The organism is Ruegeria sp. BE10 (assembly GCF_056538905.1).
The window spans coordinates 202663-219183 of record NZ_JBQFTX010000001.1; the positions used below are offsets into that span (position 1 = coordinate 202663).

Here is a 16521-nt window from a genome sequence, read left to right on the forward strand (position 1 = left end):
CACCCCATACCAGAGTTGAAATCGGGCGACTCAATCCCCACATGTATACCATAGTACACAATAAAAGAGGACAGATATGATCGAAGACCAGATTATTGGCTTGCTGACGTCCAATATCATTTACGTGCTGGCGGCGGTGCTGATCGTCGTTGTCATTTTCAAGGGCATTAAAATCGTCCCTCAATCGGAAAAATACGTGGTCGAACGGTTTGGCCGCCTGCATTCGGTGCTTGGCCCCGGCATCAATTTTATCGTTCCTTTTCTGGATGTTGCACGTCACAAGATATCTATTTTGGAACGCCAGCTGCCCAACGCGACCCAAGATGCGATTACCAAAGACAATGTTCTTGTGCAGATCGACACCTCGGTGTTTTATCGCATTCTCGAACCGGAAAAGACGGTGTATCGTATCCGTGATGTAGACGGTGCGATTGCGACAACTGTGGCCGGTATCGTACGGGCGGAAATCGGTAAAATGGACTTGGATGAGGTCCAATCGAACCGCGCACAACTGATCGAACGCATTCAGGAAAGCGTCGAAACCGCCGTGGACGACTGGGGTATCGAAGTGACCCGGGCCGAGATTCTGGACGTGAATTTGGATCAGGCCACCCGCGACGCGATGCTGCAGCAGCTGAACGCGGAACGCGCCCGCCGTGCGCAGGTAACCGAGGCCGAAGGTCAAAAGCGCTCGGTCGAGCTGCAGGCAGATGCCGAACTGTATGCCGCCGAGCAAACCGCCAAGGCGCGCCGCATTCAGGCCGAGGCTGAAGCTTATGCAACCGGCGTGGTCGCCAAGGCCATTCAGGATAACGGCATCGAAGCCGCGCAGTATCAGGTTGCCCTGAAGCAGGTCGAGGCTCTGAACGCCCTGGGCAACGGCACCGGTTCGCAAACGATCGTTGTGCCCGCCAATGCGTTGGAGGCCTTTGGCGACGCCTTCAAGATGCTGAAAGGAGGAAAATAATGGCCGATCCCTTCTGGCTGACCTGGTGGCTCTGGCTGGCCGGAGCGCTGGCCTTGGGTATCCTTGAGATCGTACTGCCCGGTTTTATCTTTCTGGGCTTTGCGATCGGGGCCGCTGTTACAGGGGTGTTGCTGGTTATCCCCGGTCTCACACCGTCTCTGCCAATCCTTCTGTTGATCTTTGCGGCACTGTCGCTGATCGCCTGGTTGGTGTTGCGCCGGGTGTATTCCCTGCCCCATGGTCAGGTGAAAACCTTCCGGCACGACATTAACGATTAAAAGTTTCTGGCGCCCCTCAGGGGGCGTCATTGCGCCTCTGGACGCTGCCGTTGGCTTTCCCTATATAATTGCTCAGGTAACAGACCCGAGGCACAAATGACTCATCCGAGTGAACACCTAGAAGGCACCCCGCTGATTGCACCTTCGAGCGTTGAACACCCCCTATATGACAACGTGGTAGAAGCCTGCCGCTCGGTCTTTGACCCTGAAATTCCGGTGAATATCTACGACCTTGGTCTGATCTACACGATCGACATCACTCAAGAAAACGCAGTGAAAATCATCATGACGCTGACCGCACCCGGCTGCCCGGTTGCCGGTGAAATGCCTGGTTGGATCGTCGAAGCGGTAGAGCCCGTCGCAGGCATTAAAGAGGTTGACGTCGAGCTGACATGGGAACCCCCCTGGGGCATGGAAATGATGTCCGACGAAGCGCGACTTGAGCTTGGCTTTATGTAAGCCGGGCAAATATCCCCCTGACATAAAAGCTTTATATTTCTGTCATCACCGCGTTGAAAAACCGTTACCAAAAACTGGTGATAGTGTCCGCGTGTCCATGCTTGCACCCCACCAAGCGCTGGCCGGGCCTGTGCTTGCCCCCCGTTAAAGACCCGGCTTAACGACCAGAACACTAGACCGCTCTTGCCCGAGAGCGGTCTTTTTCAAGCTAAAGCGCGACTTATTGCACGCCACATTTGGATTTAATTTCCGCCGCTCGTTCATCCAAGGCTTTTACATAATCGCCTGACAACATGGACAATCTCTTGTTTTCGGTTCCTGTTATTAGACCCAAAAGCGCCCCAGCGGGCAGAATTGATACCACACTTTCCACTTGCTGATCCTGCGCATGCTTTTTTTCGGCCGCAATTGCGCGCAGGTCACCTTCGGCAGTTGCACAATTAACGGGGTGTCTTTCCAGCTTTGCCTCAGCTAAAGCCACGCTTGCAAGTAACGGAGACATGGCAACAACCGACGCCAATGCAATGCTTTTGCAGGTAAAATTAATCTTGGTCATTTTGCTTCACCCTATATCTAACTGCCTGAAATTACCCGTGCTCAGCTAAGGTCAGCATGTTTCAAAACGCAAGAACAATCACCAACGCTCCGAATTGTTAGGTAAGAATGGCTGCTATGCCTTGAGCCATTGTCCTGTCGGTACTAAATTGAAGGCTACGCGCGACAACGGAGATCACAATGTTCGGCATTCCCGGCAAACAGGCCGTGACCATGACGCCTAAGGCGGCAGAGCAGATTGCCCGCCTGATGGATACTGGCGGCCATGCGGGCCTGCGCATCGGCATCAAAAAAGGTGGCTGCGCTGGCATGGAATACACGATGGACTATGTCGATCAGCCAGAAACGAACGACGAAGTCGTAGAACAGGATGGCGCACGGATCATGATTGCACCGATGGCGCAGATGTTCTTGTTCGGAACCGAGATCGACTATGAGGTCTCGCTGCTGGAATCCGGGTTCAAGTTCCGCAATCCAAATGTCGTTGACGCTTGTGGGTGTGGCGAATCGATTAAATTCGACGAAAAACTGTCTTCTCAATCTTAAGTCCCCCGAAGTTAACGACCCCCTACCTTCGACTGCGGTGGAAGCTGCCGTTTTGATGGCTGCGCTGGAACCGCAATTGTCAGCCCGAGCTGGCAATGCTATCCGGTTCCAGAATTTACGAATTTCAAGGAGATCGGGATATGCGGCGCAAGCTGGCGGCTGGGAATTGGAAGATGAACGGAACCACAGCAGCGCTGAGCGAGTTGGACGCTCTGGCCCGCGCCTTTCCTTCGCCGACGATCGACATTCTGATCTGCCCGCCTGCAACGTTGCTGCACCGTGCCGCCGAAACTGTACGCGAGACCGGTGTCGCCACTGGAGGACAGGACTGTCACGCTGCGCCCTCGGGCGCGCATACGGGTGATATCAGCGCGGATATGCTAGTCGATGCCGGAGCCAATGCCGTCATTCTGGGCCATTCCGAACGTCGCGAAGATCACGGTGAACAGAACGAAACCGTCCGCGCCAAGGCCCGCGCAGCCATGGATGCCGGGTTGAAGGCGATCATTTGCGTCGGCGAAAGTCTGGAACAGCGTGAGGCCGCCAATACGCTGGATATCATCGGCGGCCAATTGTCGGGTTCGATCCCGGATCAGTCGACCGGTGAAAACCTGATCGTCGCTTATGAGCCGATCTGGGCCATCGGCACAGGTAAGGTGCCTACGCTGGAAGAAATCGGAGAGGTTCACGACTTTATCCGCAACCGTCTGGAGCGGCGCTTCGGCGAAGGAGTCGGGCGGTCCGTGCGCCTGTTGTATGGGGGTTCGGTCAAGCCCAACAATGCCGCCGATATCTTTGCCGTGTCGAATGTGGACGGCGCGCTTGTCGGTGGCGCCAGCCTGAAGGCGCAGGACTTCTCGGGCATTATTGATGCGCTGCAAAAGGCCTGAGCGGCAGCTCAGGCCAGTTTCATTGTCACCAGACCTGTCACGATCAGAGCCGCCGCGATGATACGCGCGGCATTTACTGTTTCGCCCAACAGCATGATTCCGACAAGAAACGCCCCTACTGCGCCAATGCCGGTCCAGATAGCATAGGCCGTGCCCAAGGGCAGTGTACGCATCGCCATGGCCAGCAAACCGAACGAGCCAACCATGGACACCCCCATGATGGCGGTCGGCCAAAGCCGCGTGAAACCCGCGGATTGCTTCATGGCGACGGCCCACACGATTTCAAGCAGGCCAGCGAACAACAGATAAATCCAAGACATAAGGACACCTCGAAACTCTTCGGGTCGTCCCGAATGATCACCCTAATGGGGAGGTCGTCCTCTGCCACCCATGTGGGAAGGTTGGCCACAACTTCAAGTGGCTGGCAAAGAAAAAGGCCGGGCAGATTGCGCTGCCCGGCCTGAACGAAGGGTTCTCTTCGCTAGTTCGTTATGATTTCCGGCCCCATGAAGGTATTGGGCAGGAAGGTCGATATCCACGGGATATACGTCACCATGATCAGGAAGACGAACAGGACGGCCAGGAACGGCAGCGCCGCCTTCACCACACCCATCATCGGCATGCCCGCCACGCCGGATGTCACGAACAGGTTCAAACCAACTGGGGGTGTGATCATCCCTATCTCCATGTTCACCACCATGATGATGCCCAGATGGATCGGGTCGATGCCCAGCTCAATCGCAATCGGAAAGACCAGTGGTGCAACGATGACCAGCAGGCCCGAAGGCTCCATGAACTGACCGCCAATCAGTAGGATCACGTTAACCACGATCAAGAAGGTTACCGGCCCCAGACCAGCCGAGAGCATGGCGCTGGCGATGTGCTGTGGCACCTGTTCGTCTGTCAGCACATGCTTCAGGATCAGCGCGTTGGCAATGACGAACAGCAGCGTGACGGTCAGCTTACCGGCCTCAAACAAGGTGTGTTTGGTGTCAGGGTGGAAGAAGGCCGTGATCAGTGCATAGGGTTTCTTGATCAGCGACAGGTTCGCCTGACCCTCTTCCGTGCTAAGTGGCCCCATATCCTTGTAGACAAAGCTAGCAATCAGGAACGCATAGACGGCAGCCACAGCCGCAGCTTCGGTTGGGGTAAAGATACCACCATAGATCCCGCCAAGGATGATGACGATCAGGAACAGCCCCCAACCGGCTTCGCGTGCCGAGGTAAAGACCTCGCCCCACCCTTTCCATTCACCTTTCGGCAGGTTCTTGACCTTAGCCATGACATAGATGGTGATCATCAGCATCAGACCGGCCATCAGGCCCGGAATAACACCGGCAAGGAACATACGCCCAACCGAGACTTCAACGGCCGCGGCATACACAACCATCACGATTGACGGTGGGATCAGAATGCCCAGCGTACCCGCGTTACAGATCACACCGGCGGCAAATTCCTTGGAATAACCCACTTGGCGCATCCCTGCGATCACAATCGAGCCGATGGCCACAACAGTCGCTGGAGACGATCCGGACAGCGCCGCGAACAACATACAGGCAAACACGCCCGCGATTGCAAGACCGCCCGGCAAATGGCCCACACAGGCAATCGAAAACCGGATGATCCGCCGCGCTACACCGCCCGTCGTCATGAATGATGACGCGAGGATAAAGAACGGGATCGCCAGCAGTGTGAAATGCCCCTCAAACGCTTCGAACAACGTGCCAGCCACCGAGGCCAGCGAACTGTCGGAATACATAAGAAGGAACAGGGTCGAGCTTAGGCCCAGAGCCACCGCAATCGGAACCCCGATCAGCAGCAGGCCGATGACCATCGAGAAAAGGAATACAACGTCCATCAGTCATGCTCTCCTTGCTGAGCGCGCACTTCTTCGATCTCGTCCTCAACCTCATGGCTGGCGACAATGCGATCGGCCTCGCCCCGCCAAATCTGAATGGCGGCCTGCGTAAAGCGGATCACCAGCAGCAGCATCGACAACGGTAGGATGAAATACGGGACGACTTTAGGCAGTTTCTCGTAGGCCTCGTCGTAGTTGATCATCGCTTCCAGGAATCGCAGCGGCGCGACCATGGGGATATCGTCGACCTCGTAGAAACTCTGACTACGGGCGTCGAAATTGAAACCTGTCGGGAACCAACGGCCCGACGTGGGCGGCAGATCAGCGAATACAGCCCAATAGTCATACGCGCCTTTGAGCATCAGCAGCGAAAACACCAGACAGCACCCCACTGCAACTAACGCCAGAACGCGACGTGGCGCTGGGGCCAGCATATTCAGGATGGCATCCACACCCAGATGCGCGTGCTTTTTCACCGCATATGACGCCCCCAGCAGCACCAGCCAGCCAAAGGTGAACACCGTCAGCTCAAGCGCCCACAGAATGTTGGAATTGAACACGAACCGCGCGATCACATTGGCAAAGGTCACGGCCGTCATCAGGCCCAGCAACAACGCGATCAGGGTTTCTTCGATATGGTCGACCAGCCCGCCTTGGCCGGATTTCGCACCAGACATCTCTTTAGTCCCCGCAAATTTTTTGTGATGAGAGTGATAGCGGGCGGGCCTGTTATGTCGGCCCGCCCGGCCTGCGCGTCAGCAACTCCCCAGCCCCCTGACGCGCGGCCTCAACCAGGATCAGAACCCGGCGTTGATTGCCTGAGCAGCGTCGATCTTGTCCTGACCCACGTCGTCGGCGAACTTGTCCCAAACCGGCTTCATTGCATCAACCCAGGCCTGACGCTGTTCGGGGTTCAGATCACGAATGATTCCACCCGCGTCGGTGATCGAGGCTTTGGCCGCTTCGTTCACAGAAAAGGCCTCCTTGTTCCGGGTCTCGGTAACCTCTGCCAGAATGGTCAGAAACTGCTCACGCACTTCCGGATCAAGGCTGTCCAGCCAGTCGACCGAGGTGACGACCAGATAGTCGATGATACCGTGATTGGTCTCGGTGATGCCGTCCTGAACTTCAAAGAACTTCTTGCCGTAGATGTTCGACCAGGTGTTTTCCTGCCCGTCCACAACGCCCTGTTGCAAGGCGCCGTACACTTCCGAGAACGCCATTTTCTGCGGGCTGCCGCCTATTGCTTCCATCTGCGCCACCAGTACGTCCGAGGACTGAACGCGGAACTTCAAACCATCCGCATCCGACGGATCAACCAGCGGCTTGTTGGCCGACATCTGCTTCATGCCATTGTGCCAGAACGCCAGACCTTGCAGGCCACGGCGCTGCATGCTGTCTTTCATTGCCTGACCTTCCGCCGAGGCCTGGAATGCATCCACAGCGTCGATGTTTTTGAACATGAACGGCAGGTCAAACAGGCGGAACTGCTTTGTAAACTTCTCGAATTTCGACAGCGACGGTGCAGCCAATTGCACGTCGCCCTGCAGCATCGCCTCAAGCACCTTGTCGTCGTTATAAAGTGTTGAGTTCGGATAGACCTCAACGCACATCACGCCGTTCATCTCATCATTCACGCGCTGTTCCAGCAGCGATGCCGCGATGCCTTTGGGGTGCTTATCAGTGTTCGTCACATGCGCAAACTTCACAACGATTTCACCATCGTCGCAAGCCGCCATGCCAGTCGTCGCAATTGCGGACAGTGCAATCGCCGTTGCAGCGGTTGTCAGAAATTTCATCAGCCTTTTCCTCCCGGACTTCCTAGATACTCCAATTGGCGCTTGATCAGCGCCGGATGCCGGGAAGTGAACTGAATCAGCGGGTACGGCTCAACGATTTGTTACAACGCGCCACATTCGAAATTTTTCCCTTTCAAATTAGCCTGTTAAATGGTGAGCTTTCGATTAATCTATAACGCAACGTGACACGCTGTGTGAAAATCCGCACACGCCTGACGATCGTTGTGCGGATTCTCGCACTTCTCTCGAATCACTTCGAAAGAATCAGGTCTCTCTTGGCTTGATCCAACCGCAGCCCGCGCCAGCGGGCTGCCCTGCCCAACGCCTTTAACCGCATGATAATGCGGTCAAAGGGGGCGGGAGAACCTGCGACTACCTGCGGTAATCCTCTGGGCGAATCTGATATCTGGCCAGTTTGTCATAGAAGGTTTTGCGCGGCAGCTTCAGCGCCTTTGCCGCCTCTGATGCCTTGCCGTTGTGCCGCCCCAGCGCTGCAATCAGCAATGACCTCTCAACTCGCGCCATCTGTTCGCTCAGCCCCAAGTCGACGGCTTGTGAAACCTCTTCGGGCATCCCCAGAACAAACCGCATCGCCGCAGACATCAAGGATCGCGCGTTCCCTGGCCATTCTCTGACCATGAGCGTGGCGAGATGATCCGAAGTTATCTCGGGTTCCGCAATGCCCGACTGTTCGGCGGCCTGAGCCACATAGTGGCGAAAGATCACCGGAATATCCTCAGGCCGTTCCGCCAAAGACGGAATGCGCACGCGCATCACATCCAAGCGATAAAACAGGTCCGCATGAAACCGCCCCTCAGCAGACAGTGCGGCCAAATCCGCCGTTGTGCCCGCCAAAATACGCGCGCCCACGCCCTGCTCGACCAACTCCAGCGCGGCATACTGAGTGGCCTCTGGCATAGCTGAAATCTCATCCAAAAACAGTGATCCCCCCGCGGCATCTTCGCAGACCTGGATCAGCGCCTCAGGCGTCAAACCCGATGACGGCTGTTTCACGAATGAGCCCTGAACCTGTGGCGACATCAGATGAACGACCTCGGCCACTTTCGAAATCCCGCTGCCTGCGGGCCCGGTAACCAGCACTTCGGCCCCGGTGGGGGCGACGGTCCGAACACGCTCTCTCAACGCTTCGGCCTGTGCGGATAGACCGAACAGCAACCGCGCGGCCGGATCTCCGCGCATCAGTTCGTTCTTCAAGGCTCGCCGTTCCAGAACCTGAGCGCGAGCAGCAAAAGCCTTATTCAACACCTCAAGCAGGTCTGCAGCCGCACAGGGTTTTTCCAGAAAATCGAAAGCGCCCTGTCCCATGGCCCGCACTGCCATGGGAATATCCCCTTCGCCTGTCAACAGAACAACCGGCAGTTCCGGGTCGACCTCATTCGCGTAGTTCAAAAGATGAAACCCGTCCCGCCCCGGCATGCGGATATCCGAAACGATCACACCCGGAAAATCATCGCGAATGTGGTCCTTGGCCGCCACAAACGACCCCGCCGTGACCGGATGGTATTCTGCTAATTCCAGCGTCTGCGCCAATGCCTCGCGAACGGCGGCGTCATCATCGACCAATAGAACCTTGCGCGTCATGCCACTTTATCTTCCCGGTAATATTCAAGCTCGACCGTAAACATCGCACCTGTTCCGGCGTTGGACCCCCGAATGTTACCGCCAAAACTCTGTACCAGACCATACGAGATCGAAAGGCCAAGACCCATCCCTTCGGACGAACCAACAGCCTTTGTCGTGTAGAACGGCTCGAACAGTTTTTCCGTGTTTTCAATGCCCGGCCCGATATCTCGCACAGTAACAGTCAGCTTCTTTCCGTTGTTGATTGCAATTCGAATAAGCCGATCATCCTGCTGGCTCATCGCGTCTGCGGCGTTGTTGATCAGGTTTACAAAGACCTGAACCAGTCGCACTTCCCCGCCCCACGCATATACCGGCGTTTCCGGGGGATGCCATTCCATCGTGACGCTCTCGGCACGCAGGCGCGCTTCGGTCAGCTCCACAGCCGTGTCAATCACCTGCACCAGATCGACCTTGCCCATTGGTTCACTTTCATTGCGGGCAAAAGCGCGCAGGTTTTTGATGATCCGCGCCATCCGGGCGGCCATATCAGAAATGCGTGTCAGGTTTTCGCCAGCCTTTTCTGCGCGGCCTCGCGACAGGAACGCAGCCCCATTGTCAGCAAATTGCCGGATTGCCATCAGAGGTTGATTCAATTCATGACTTATGCCCGCCGACATCTGACCCAGGGCGCTCAGTTTGCCGGCCTGAATAAGCTCTTCCTGCGCGTGTTTCAACGCGGCCTCAGCCTCTTGCCGCTCGTGAACCTCGCGGCGCAAAGCAGTGTTGACCGCCGTCAGAGCATGGGTGCGCTCGGCGACGCGAATCTCAAGTTCCGAATTGGCCTCGGCCAGGGTACGCCTGCGCTCGGTCGCCAGAAAAAGCAGGGCGCCAAAGGCCAGGCAGATCGCCGCAACTGTAGCCGCCTGCAAACCGGCCAGACGCCGTGCGGGGGCCACATCCATGACCACTTCGCCCGTCATACCGATCACCGGCAAATCCCGACTGAGATGTAAGGCGCGCTGCGGCAGGTATGGCCCCCACCCCAGCTGCCATAACTCGAACGAACCAAGGCGGGTTTCGGAAAACACCACCTTTTCGCCGCCCGGAGGGATCAATCCCAATTGCCCCTCAGTGCGTTGCCAAAACAACAATTCTGATCGGTTGGAAATGAATACCAATCCGGTGCGATCAACAAAATATACGGCTTCGGTGCTACCGCGCCAAGTCTGCTCGATACCCTCGACATCGGCGATGACGATCAAAGCGCCTAAGACTTTACCATTGGGTGCAAAGTCCGGCGCAGCGTAGGTGAAAATCCGGCTTCCCATCTTGGGCAGGACGCCGTGGGAACTGCCTAATGCGCCTTGCATCGCACGTTCGAACGCAGGTTGACCCGAAACATTGCCGCCTACAACGTCATGCGCTGCCGCCAAAACGCGCCCCGAAGCATCTGCATACAAAACATCGACAGCCGCAGTTTTATCAGCAACCTCCAGCAACAAGGCACGGGCAACAGCCAAATCCACAGGATTGTTCAGGTTGCGCAATTCAGGGTGACCTGACATTAGAACGGCCAGCTCCTGATACACCTGCAACTGAGTACTGAGCCGATCTGCAGCCAATTCAAGATCTGCTTCGGCCTTTTCACTCAGCTGCGACAGCGCCTGCCGATACCCATAAGACCACACCCCGGCGGACAACAGCCCGACGGCACACAGAAAACCCAAGATCAACCAAACCCTTTGCATGACTTAGGGTCTTGCATTCGACGGACCACATGGCAAGTCTGCCGAGCATGAAGACGGTGTTCCAATCCCCGGTCGAACCGGATTTTTTTCAAAACCCCTATCCGTTCTATGACGCCGTCCGTGCGCATGGGGACCTTGTATATTGGGAGGATTACCAAAAGGTCGCAGCAGTTTCGCACCGGGCTGTACAGGCCTTCCTGAAAGATCGCCGCTTTGGTCGGGAGGTTCCCACCGAACTGCAACGCCCAGGGCCCGACCACTTGGCACCCTGGTTGATGACCGAGGCGCATTCCCTGCTTGAGGCTGAACCACCCCGCCACACACGGTTGCGCGCACTGGTCATGCGCGCCTTTACGTCGCGCGCGATTGTCGCGTTGGAACCTTCCATCCAAGAGCTCAGCCACAGCTTGATCGACCAATTCCCTGGTACGCCTTTCAACCTGCTGGACGCGTTTTGCACGCAGGTTCCCGTGATCACCATCTGCCGTCTTCTGGGTGTACCCGAAGAAATGTCGCCGGATCTGTTACAATGGTCGCATGCCATGGTGGCAATGTATCAGGCCAGCCGGACACGCCAGACCGAGGACAAAGCCGCAGACGCCGCGCGTGATTTTACACTTTTCCTCACTGACTATATCGAACAGCGCCGGACCGATCCCCAGGACGATCTGATCACCCGCTTGATCGCGGCCGAGGAAGAGGGTGAAAAGCTTTCGCACGATGAACTGGTCGCCACCTGCATATTGCTGCTGAATGCGGGACATGAGGCGACGGTTCATTCATTGGGCAACGGTGTGAAAACGGTTCTGCAACTAGGATTTGATCCCCGAACTTGTGATCCGGACAGGTTGGTCGAGGAAATCCTGCGTTACGATCCGCCCCTGCATATGTTCACGCGCTATGCGTATGAAGATGTTGAGGTTTTCGGCCACGACTTCAAACGTGGAGAAGAGGTTGCCCTGCTACTGGGTGCCGCAAACCGTGACCCTTTGATCTGGAGCGATCCAGGGCACTTTGACCCCTCGCGCCCGATTGTTACCAATACCAGTTTCGGTGGCGGGTTGCATTTCTGCGTCGGTGCCCCACTGGCCCGGTTAGAGATGCGAATTGCGTTACAAGCGTTGTTCGACCGATGCCCAGAGATGCGTTTGGTCGACGAACCGGAGTATTCGAATACCTATCATTTCCACGGGCTGACCCGGTTGATGGTTCACCTCTAAGCGGTTTTAGCTTTCGATCAGCGCATTCAGCGGCAGCATTGTGGTGGATTTGATCTCTTCCATCGACAGCAAGGCGGTCACGTTATGCACGCGCACCTCGGAAATTAGGGTCTGATAGAAGACGTCATAGGCCCGCGCGTTTTTGACCCGCACCTTCAGGATATAATCAATGTCACCGGCCAGTCGGTGTGCCTCTTGCACTTCGGGCCGGTCACGCAGGGCCTTGAGGAACTTGCGCTGCCATTCGGCCTCGTGTTCCGAGGTTCGGATCAGAACGAAGAATGTGGCCTCAAACCCCAGCGCTTCGGCGTCCAGCAAAACGGTCTGCTGACCGATGACTCCGGCCCCTTTCAGCTTGCGGATTCGATTCCAGACGGGGGTCTTGGAGCTGCCGACACGGGCGGCTATTTCATCCAGCGATTGGCTGGCATCGCGCTGTAGCTCGGCCAAAATTTTCCGATCCGTGTCATCTATCCGCACCGACATTCCAATTTTCCCTTTGTTTCGAAACCAGCGTCCCAATTGGCGATGCCAGAAGAACATTTGTCCTTATTTGGTCGCCCATATGGCGCAATACCGGGAATATTTCCTATATTGCAGGTCAAGTCAAACCAAGCGGAACAGAACATGCAGTTTACGCATTCATATGATGGCACAGGGCACGTCGACTTTGTCGGCGCGGGTCCGGGCGATCCGGAATTGCTGACGCTCAAGGCGCTGGAAGCCTTCGCGCGCGCTGACGTCGTACTGCATGACCGCCTGATCAGCGCCGAGGTTCTGGAACTGGCTGGCAAGACCGCTGTTCTGGTCGATGTCGGCAAGGCAGGGTTTGGTCCGTCATGGAAGCAGGAAGACATTGATGCCCTGCTTGTGGATTACGCTCTGAAAGGTCAGCGCGTGGTACGGTTGAAGTCTGGCGATCCGACCGTTTTCGGGCGCCTGGATGAAGAGATCGAAGCAGTTGAGGCCGCAGGCATCACCTGGCAAATCGTGCCTGGCATCACTGCTGCGTCGGCAGCCGTCGCCGGGATTGGTCAAAGCCTGACCCGCCGTGGCCGCAACTCGTCCGTGCGCATCCTGACCGGCCATGACATGAAAGGATTTGCCGATCACGACTGGACGGCGCTGGCAAGTGCTGGTTCCGTTGCGGCGATCTATATGGGTAAGAAATCCGCCCGCTTCATTCAGGGCCGCCTGATCATGCACGGTGCCGACCGGGACACGCCGGTGACGCTGGTCGAAAATGCCTCGCGCCCCGATCAACGCATTCTGGCCACCAATCTGGACCAACTGCCCAATGACCTGGCCGCCGCTGAAATGGACGGCCCCGCCCTGACCTTTTATGGCCTCGCCCCGCGCCAAGCGGCCCAGGCCCTGACCGAATTCAAGAAGGAGCACGCCTGATGGCCCGCGCTTTTACCCCCAAAGTGGTCACCGCCAACGATCTGTTGGAAGGTGACGTCATTTACCTGACCGAGGACGACCGCTGGTCGCGTGATCTGCGCGAAGCGGAACTGATCACTGACGAAGCACATGCGCAGGTTCGCTTGCTGGATGCCCAACGCCAGGCCAACAAGATTGTCGGTGCTTATCTGGCGGATGCCGTCGCTGGCGCAACCGGCCCCGAACCCACCCATTTCCGCGAGGATTTCCGCCGTACCGGCCCGTCAAACTATGCCCACGGCAAGCAGGAAACAGCAACGCAGCCCCGGGCCTAACTTCTGGCCTACTCTCTCCCCTTCAAGGCCCCTTGGTATCGGGGCTGCAACTAAGGACAGCTAGACATGTATCGCTACTCCGAATTTGACCACGATTTTCTGGCAGAGCGTAACGCACAGTTCCGCGCCCAGGTCGAGCGCCGCATTGACGGTTCGCTGACCGAAGATGAATTCAAGCCCTTGCGCCTGATGAACGGCCTGTATCTGCAGTTGCACGCCTATATGCTGCGCGTCGCGATCCCTTACGGCACGCTGTCCAGTGCGCAAATGCGCCAGCTGGCTCTGCTGGCCGAGAAATGGGACAAGGGCTATGGCCATTTCACCACCCGCCAGAACATTCAGTACAACTGGCCGAAACTGAACGACGTTCCGGATATGCTGGACGCGCTGGCCGAGGTTGGCATGCATGCCATCCAGACCTCGGGCAACACCATCCGCAACGTGACAGCCGACCATTTTGCCGGCGCCGCGGCTGATGAGGTCGCCGATCCACGCCCCTATGCCGAACTTCTGCGCCAGTGGTCCACCGACCACCCGGAATTCCAGTTCATGCCGCGTAAGTTCAAGATTGCCATCACCGGCTCGGAAGAGGACCGCGCCGTGATCAAGGCGCATGACATTGGCCTGCAACTGATCGAGCGTGACGGCGTTCTGGGTGCCCGCGTCATCGTGGGTGGTGGTCTGGGCCGCACGCCGATGATTGGCAAGGAACTGTCCGAATTCGTCGCCTTTGACGATCTGCTGGCTTACCTCGAAGCCACCGTTTCCGTCTGGAACCAGATCGGCCGCCGTGACAACAAGTACAAGGCGCGCATCAAGATCACCGTGCATGAACACGGCATTGACGCAATTCGCGCGAAGGTTAACGAGCGCTTCCTGCAGGTTCGCTCGCAGTTCAAAGGGGCCGATATGGCCCTGCTGGAGGAAATCAAGGGCCACTTCGCCCCGCCTGCCTTCCGCGAAGGTTCGGTTGCGTCGTTTGAAAGCGCCTATACCAACGATCCGGTCTTCCGCTCGTGGGTCGACACCAACATCGCGCCGCACAAGAACGCGGATCATGCGATTGTTACGATCTCGATCAAAAAACACGGCGCGACACCGGGTGACGCGACTGCCGAGCAGATGCGCGTGATGGCCGATCTGGCCGAAGAGTTTGCCTATGACGAGCTGCGCATCAGCCATGAGCAGAACGTGATCCTGCCGCACGTCCACAAGTCGGACCTGCCCGCGATCCACGCGAAGCTGAAAGAGTACGAGCTGGCGACCGCCAACATCGGCCTGATCAGCGACATCATCGCCTGCCCTGGCATGGACTACTGCGCCCTGGCGACAGCGCGCTCAATCCCTGTTGCCCAGGAAATAGCGACTCGCTTTGATGACCTCAAGCTTGAGCATGATATCGGCCACCTGAAGATCAAGATCTCGGGCTGCATCAACGCCTGTGGTCACCACCACGTTGGTCATATCGGTATTCTGGGTCTGGATCGCGCAGGCGTCGAAAACTACCAGATCACACTGGGTGGCGACGGCACCGAGAACGCGGCCATCGGCGATCGCACGGGTCCCGGCTTTGCCTATGACGAAATCGTGCCTGCCGTGGAACGCATCGTGGACACGTATCTTGAGCAACGCGAAAGCGCAGAGGAAGAATTCCTGCAAACCTATCGCCGGGTAGGAATGGCACCATTCAAGGCTGCCCTCTACCCCGAGGCGCAGGCCAATGCCGCTTGACCTAATCCAGACGGAACTGGGTAAAGATCGTGCTGAACTGACCGAACAGGTCGAAGCACTGAACGCCCAGTTCCGCCATCACAGCGCTCATGATGTGATGCACGGCGCGATTGAAGAGATCGACGAGCTTGCTCTGGTCTCAAGCTTTGGGGCTGAATCGGTTGTGCTGCTGCATATGGCGGCTGTGGTGAACAAGGCCACACCGGTTTTGTTTGTGGATACGCAAATGCTGTTTACCGAAACGCTGGAATACCAGCAGGAGGTGAGCGAGCGTTTGGGCCTGTCGAATGTCCGCATCATTCGGGCCGAGGACGAAGACCTTGAGCGTGACGACCCATACGGTGCTTTGCGGCTGAACGACATGGATGCGTGCTGCAACCTGCGCAAGACCTTCCCACTGCAAAAGGCGCTGGCGGGATTCGACGGCTGGATTACCGGGCGCAAACGGTTCCAGTCCGGCTCGCGGTCCGCTCTGGATTTCTTTGAGGTCGAGGACGGAACCGGTCGGATCAAGGTCAACCCGCTGGCCCATTGGGCGCCCGAAGATGTGCGCGCCTATATGGAAGAGAACAACCTGCCCCGGCATCCGCTGGTGGCCAAAGGATACCCTTCGATCGGTTGTGCGCCCTGCACTTCGCCGGTCAAAGAGGGCGAAGATCCCCGCGCCGGACGTTGGCGCGATCAGAACAAGGAAGAATGCGGCATCCATTTTGTCGATGGTAAGATGGTGCGCGCAGGAGAAAAAACATGAACGTAATCGTAACGGATACGGGGTTCGCCCCCGATGACTGGACCGATGGCTTTGTCACACTGGAAGATGCGGCCAATGATGTGGTCGCACTTGACGTGGCCTCGGATACGGACCCGGATGAGTTGTTTGACCGCCTAGGCAACGCCAAAATGGTGCGTGTAGATTTTCCATCCTCGGCCGATGGTCGCGGCTTCACCATTGCGCGTGTCCTGCGCCTGAAAGGTTACACCGGTCGCCTGCGTGCCAAGGGTCATGTGCTGGCCGACCAATACGCGATGGCCCGCCGCAGTGGCTTTGACGAGGTTGAAATCGATCACGCGCTTGCTAATCGTCAGACCGAAGATCAGTGGCTGGCCCGCGCCAACTGGAAAGATCACCACTATCAGGACCGCCTGCGCGGCTGAGATCGCAATCGCC

Annotated in this window: 19 protein-coding genes; 11 read left to right on the plus strand and 8 right to left on the minus strand. The window is 57.1% G+C overall.

The window, feature by feature from the left end; genetic code table 11:
- Window positions 1-76: 76 nt before the first annotated feature.
- The 3 genes from ACR0M2_RS01050 (at window position 77) to ACR0M2_RS01060 (ending at window position 1704) form a co-directional block, all read left to right on the plus strand.
- A complete protein-coding gene (locus tag ACR0M2_RS01050; RefSeq protein WP_170348566.1) occupies window positions 77-967 on the plus strand; it encodes an SPFH domain-containing protein in 891 nt (296 codons plus the stop codon).
- On the plus strand, window positions 967-1245 hold the full coding sequence (locus ACR0M2_RS01055; RefSeq protein WP_170348565.1) for an NfeD family protein: 279 nt from the start codon (window positions 967-969) through the stop codon (window positions 1243-1245). The genes ACR0M2_RS01050 and ACR0M2_RS01055 overlap by 1 nt, the downstream gene beginning before the upstream one ends.
- A 96-nt stretch (window positions 1246-1341) precedes the next feature.
- Entirely contained in the window at window positions 1342-1704 is a 363-nt protein-coding gene (locus ACR0M2_RS01060) for an SUF system Fe-S cluster assembly protein (protein ID WP_170348564.1), read from the plus strand.
- 220 nt (window positions 1705-1924) lie between these two features.
- On the opposite strand, the gene ACR0M2_RS01065 is transcribed toward ACR0M2_RS01060, so the two are convergent.
- On the minus strand, window positions 1925-2260 hold the full coding sequence (locus tag ACR0M2_RS01065; RefSeq protein ID WP_170358260.1) for a hypothetical protein: 336 nt from the start codon (window positions 2258-2260) through the stop codon (window positions 1925-1927).
- Window positions 2261-2439: 179 nt separating this feature from the next.
- Here ACR0M2_RS01065 and ACR0M2_RS01070 point away from each other — a divergent pair, with 179 nt between their 5' ends.
- Both ACR0M2_RS01070 and tpiA read left to right on the plus strand, forming a co-directional pair.
- Window positions 2440-2805, plus strand: coding sequence for a HesB/IscA family protein (locus ACR0M2_RS01070; protein ID WP_170358258.1), 366 nt, complete (start codon window positions 2440-2442; stop codon window positions 2803-2805).
- Window positions 2806-2945: 140 nt separating this feature from the next.
- Window positions 2946-3695 (plus strand): triose-phosphate isomerase, encoded by a 750-nt coding sequence (gene tpiA, locus ACR0M2_RS01075; protein ID WP_170548641.1) that lies wholly within the window; start codon window positions 2946-2948, stop codon window positions 3693-3695.
- An 8-nt stretch (window positions 3696-3703) separates the two neighbouring features.
- On the opposite strand, the gene ACR0M2_RS01080 is transcribed toward tpiA, so the two are convergent.
- The 6 genes from ACR0M2_RS01080 to ACR0M2_RS01105 form a co-directional block, all read right to left on the minus strand.
- Window positions 3704-4015: a DMT family transporter gene (locus tag ACR0M2_RS01080; protein ID WP_480703810.1), complete on the minus strand. Its 312-nt coding sequence runs from the start codon at window positions 4013-4015 to the stop codon at window positions 3704-3706.
- Window positions 4016-4176: 161 nt separating this feature from the next.
- Window positions 4177-5553: a TRAP transporter large permease gene (locus ACR0M2_RS01085; protein WP_170348559.1), complete on the minus strand. Its 1377-nt coding sequence runs from the start codon at window positions 5551-5553 to the stop codon at window positions 4177-4179.
- Window positions 5553-6230: a TRAP transporter small permease gene (locus ACR0M2_RS01090; protein ID WP_170348558.1), complete on the minus strand. Its 678-nt coding sequence runs from the start codon at window positions 6228-6230 to the stop codon at window positions 5553-5555. The genes ACR0M2_RS01085 and ACR0M2_RS01090 overlap by 1 nt, the downstream gene beginning before the upstream one ends.
- Before the next feature lie 120 nt (window positions 6231-6350).
- Complete coding sequence (locus ACR0M2_RS01095; protein ID WP_302476798.1) at window positions 6351-7352, minus strand: DctP family TRAP transporter solute-binding subunit; 1002 nt, start codon at window positions 7350-7352, stop codon at window positions 6351-6353.
- 372 nt (window positions 7353-7724) lie between these two features.
- Entirely contained in the window at window positions 7725-8954 is a 1230-nt protein-coding gene (locus ACR0M2_RS01100; RefSeq protein WP_170513802.1) for a sigma-54-dependent transcriptional regulator, read from the minus strand.
- Entirely contained in the window at window positions 8951-10684 is a 1734-nt protein-coding gene (locus tag ACR0M2_RS01105) for a sensor histidine kinase (protein ID WP_480703812.1), read from the minus strand. Before ACR0M2_RS01105 ends, ACR0M2_RS01100 begins: the two co-directional genes overlap by 4 nt.
- Window positions 10685-10731: 47 nt before the next feature.
- Here ACR0M2_RS01105 and ACR0M2_RS01110 point away from each other — a divergent pair, with 47 nt between their 5' ends.
- Window positions 10732-11904, plus strand: coding sequence for a cytochrome P450 (locus ACR0M2_RS01110; protein ID WP_480704210.1), 1173 nt, complete (start codon window positions 10732-10734; stop codon window positions 11902-11904).
- Window positions 11905-11910: 6 nt separating this feature from the next.
- Here ACR0M2_RS01110 and ACR0M2_RS01115 read toward each other — a convergent pair whose 3' ends face one another.
- On the minus strand, window positions 11911-12390 hold the full coding sequence (locus tag ACR0M2_RS01115) for an Lrp/AsnC family transcriptional regulator (protein ID WP_170348555.1): 480 nt from the start codon (window positions 12388-12390) through the stop codon (window positions 11911-11913).
- A 141-nt stretch (window positions 12391-12531) separates the two neighbouring features.
- On the opposite strand from ACR0M2_RS01115, the gene cobA reads away from it, so the two are divergent.
- From cobA to ACR0M2_RS01140, 5 genes are all read left to right on the plus strand, one after another.
- Entirely contained in the window at window positions 12532-13308 is a 777-nt protein-coding gene (gene cobA / locus ACR0M2_RS01120) for a uroporphyrinogen-III C-methyltransferase (protein ID WP_480703814.1), read from the plus strand.
- A complete protein-coding gene (locus ACR0M2_RS01125; protein WP_170348553.1) occupies window positions 13308-13622 on the plus strand; it encodes a DUF2849 domain-containing protein in 315 nt (104 codons plus the stop codon). Before cobA ends, ACR0M2_RS01125 begins: the two co-directional genes overlap by 1 nt.
- A gap of 66 nt (window positions 13623-13688) precedes the next feature.
- Window positions 13689-15353 (plus strand): nitrite/sulfite reductase, encoded by a 1665-nt coding sequence (locus ACR0M2_RS01130; RefSeq protein ID WP_170358243.1) that lies wholly within the window; start codon window positions 13689-13691, stop codon window positions 15351-15353.
- Window positions 15343-16104 (plus strand): phosphoadenylyl-sulfate reductase, encoded by a 762-nt coding sequence (locus tag ACR0M2_RS01135; RefSeq protein ID WP_170348551.1) that lies wholly within the window; start codon window positions 15343-15345, stop codon window positions 16102-16104. The genes ACR0M2_RS01130 and ACR0M2_RS01135 overlap by 11 nt, the downstream gene beginning before the upstream one ends.
- Entirely contained in the window at window positions 16101-16508 is a 408-nt protein-coding gene (locus tag ACR0M2_RS01140) for a DUF934 domain-containing protein (RefSeq protein WP_170348550.1), read from the plus strand. Before ACR0M2_RS01135 ends, ACR0M2_RS01140 begins: the two co-directional genes overlap by 4 nt.
- Window positions 16509-16521: the final 13 nt, after the last annotated feature.

Coding starts and splice junctions, on each gene's coding strand:
- ACR0M2_RS01135 (WP_170348551.1), top strand. CDS start 15,343: ATGCCGCTTGACCTAATCCAGACGGAACTGGGTAAAGATCGTGCTGAA.
- ACR0M2_RS01140 (WP_170348550.1), top strand. CDS start 16,101: ATGAACGTAATCGTAACGGATACGGGGTTCGCCCCCGATGACTGGACC.
- ACR0M2_RS01095 (WP_302476798.1), bottom strand. CDS start 7,352: ATGAAATTTCTGACAACCGCTGCAACGGCGATTGCACTGTCCGCAATT.
- ACR0M2_RS01105 (WP_480703812.1), bottom strand. CDS start 10,684: ATGCAAAGGGTTTGGTTGATCTTGGGTTTTCTGTGTGCCGTCGGGCTG.
- ACR0M2_RS01055 (WP_170348565.1), top strand. CDS start 967: ATGGCCGATCCCTTCTGGCTGACCTGGTGGCTCTGGCTGGCCGGAGCG.
- tpiA (WP_170548641.1), top strand. CDS start 2,946: ATGCGGCGCAAGCTGGCGGCTGGGAATTGGAAGATGAACGGAACCACA.
- ACR0M2_RS01090 (WP_170348558.1), bottom strand. CDS start 6,230: ATGTCTGGTGCGAAATCCGGCCAAGGCGGGCTGGTCGACCATATCGAA.
- ACR0M2_RS01125 (WP_170348553.1), top strand. CDS start 13,308: ATGGCCCGCGCTTTTACCCCCAAAGTGGTCACCGCCAACGATCTGTTG.
- ACR0M2_RS01070 (WP_170358258.1), top strand. CDS start 2,440: ATGTTCGGCATTCCCGGCAAACAGGCCGTGACCATGACGCCTAAGGCG.
- ACR0M2_RS01130 (WP_170358243.1), top strand. CDS start 13,689: ATGTATCGCTACTCCGAATTTGACCACGATTTTCTGGCAGAGCGTAAC.
- ACR0M2_RS01080 (WP_480703810.1), bottom strand. CDS start 4,015: ATGTCTTGGATTTATCTGTTGTTCGCTGGCCTGCTTGAAATCGTGTGG.
- ACR0M2_RS01100 (WP_170513802.1), bottom strand. CDS start 8,954: ATGACGCGCAAGGTTCTATTGGTCGATGATGACGCCGCCGTTCGCGAG.
- ACR0M2_RS01060 (WP_170348564.1), top strand. CDS start 1,342: ATGACTCATCCGAGTGAACACCTAGAAGGCACCCCGCTGATTGCACCT.
- ACR0M2_RS01085 (WP_170348559.1), bottom strand. CDS start 5,553: ATGGACGTTGTATTCCTTTTCTCGATGGTCATCGGCCTGCTGCTGATC.
- ACR0M2_RS01115 (WP_170348555.1), bottom strand. CDS start 12,390: ATGTCGGTGCGGATAGATGACACGGATCGGAAAATTTTGGCCGAGCTA.
- cobA (WP_480703814.1), top strand. CDS start 12,532: ATGCAGTTTACGCATTCATATGATGGCACAGGGCACGTCGACTTTGTC.
- ACR0M2_RS01065 (WP_170358260.1), bottom strand. CDS start 2,260: ATGACCAAGATTAATTTTACCTGCAAAAGCATTGCATTGGCGTCGGTT.
- ACR0M2_RS01050 (WP_170348566.1), top strand. CDS start 77: ATGATCGAAGACCAGATTATTGGCTTGCTGACGTCCAATATCATTTAC.
- ACR0M2_RS01110 (WP_480704210.1), top strand. CDS start 10,732: ATGAAGACGGTGTTCCAATCCCCGGTCGAACCGGATTTTTTTCAAAAC.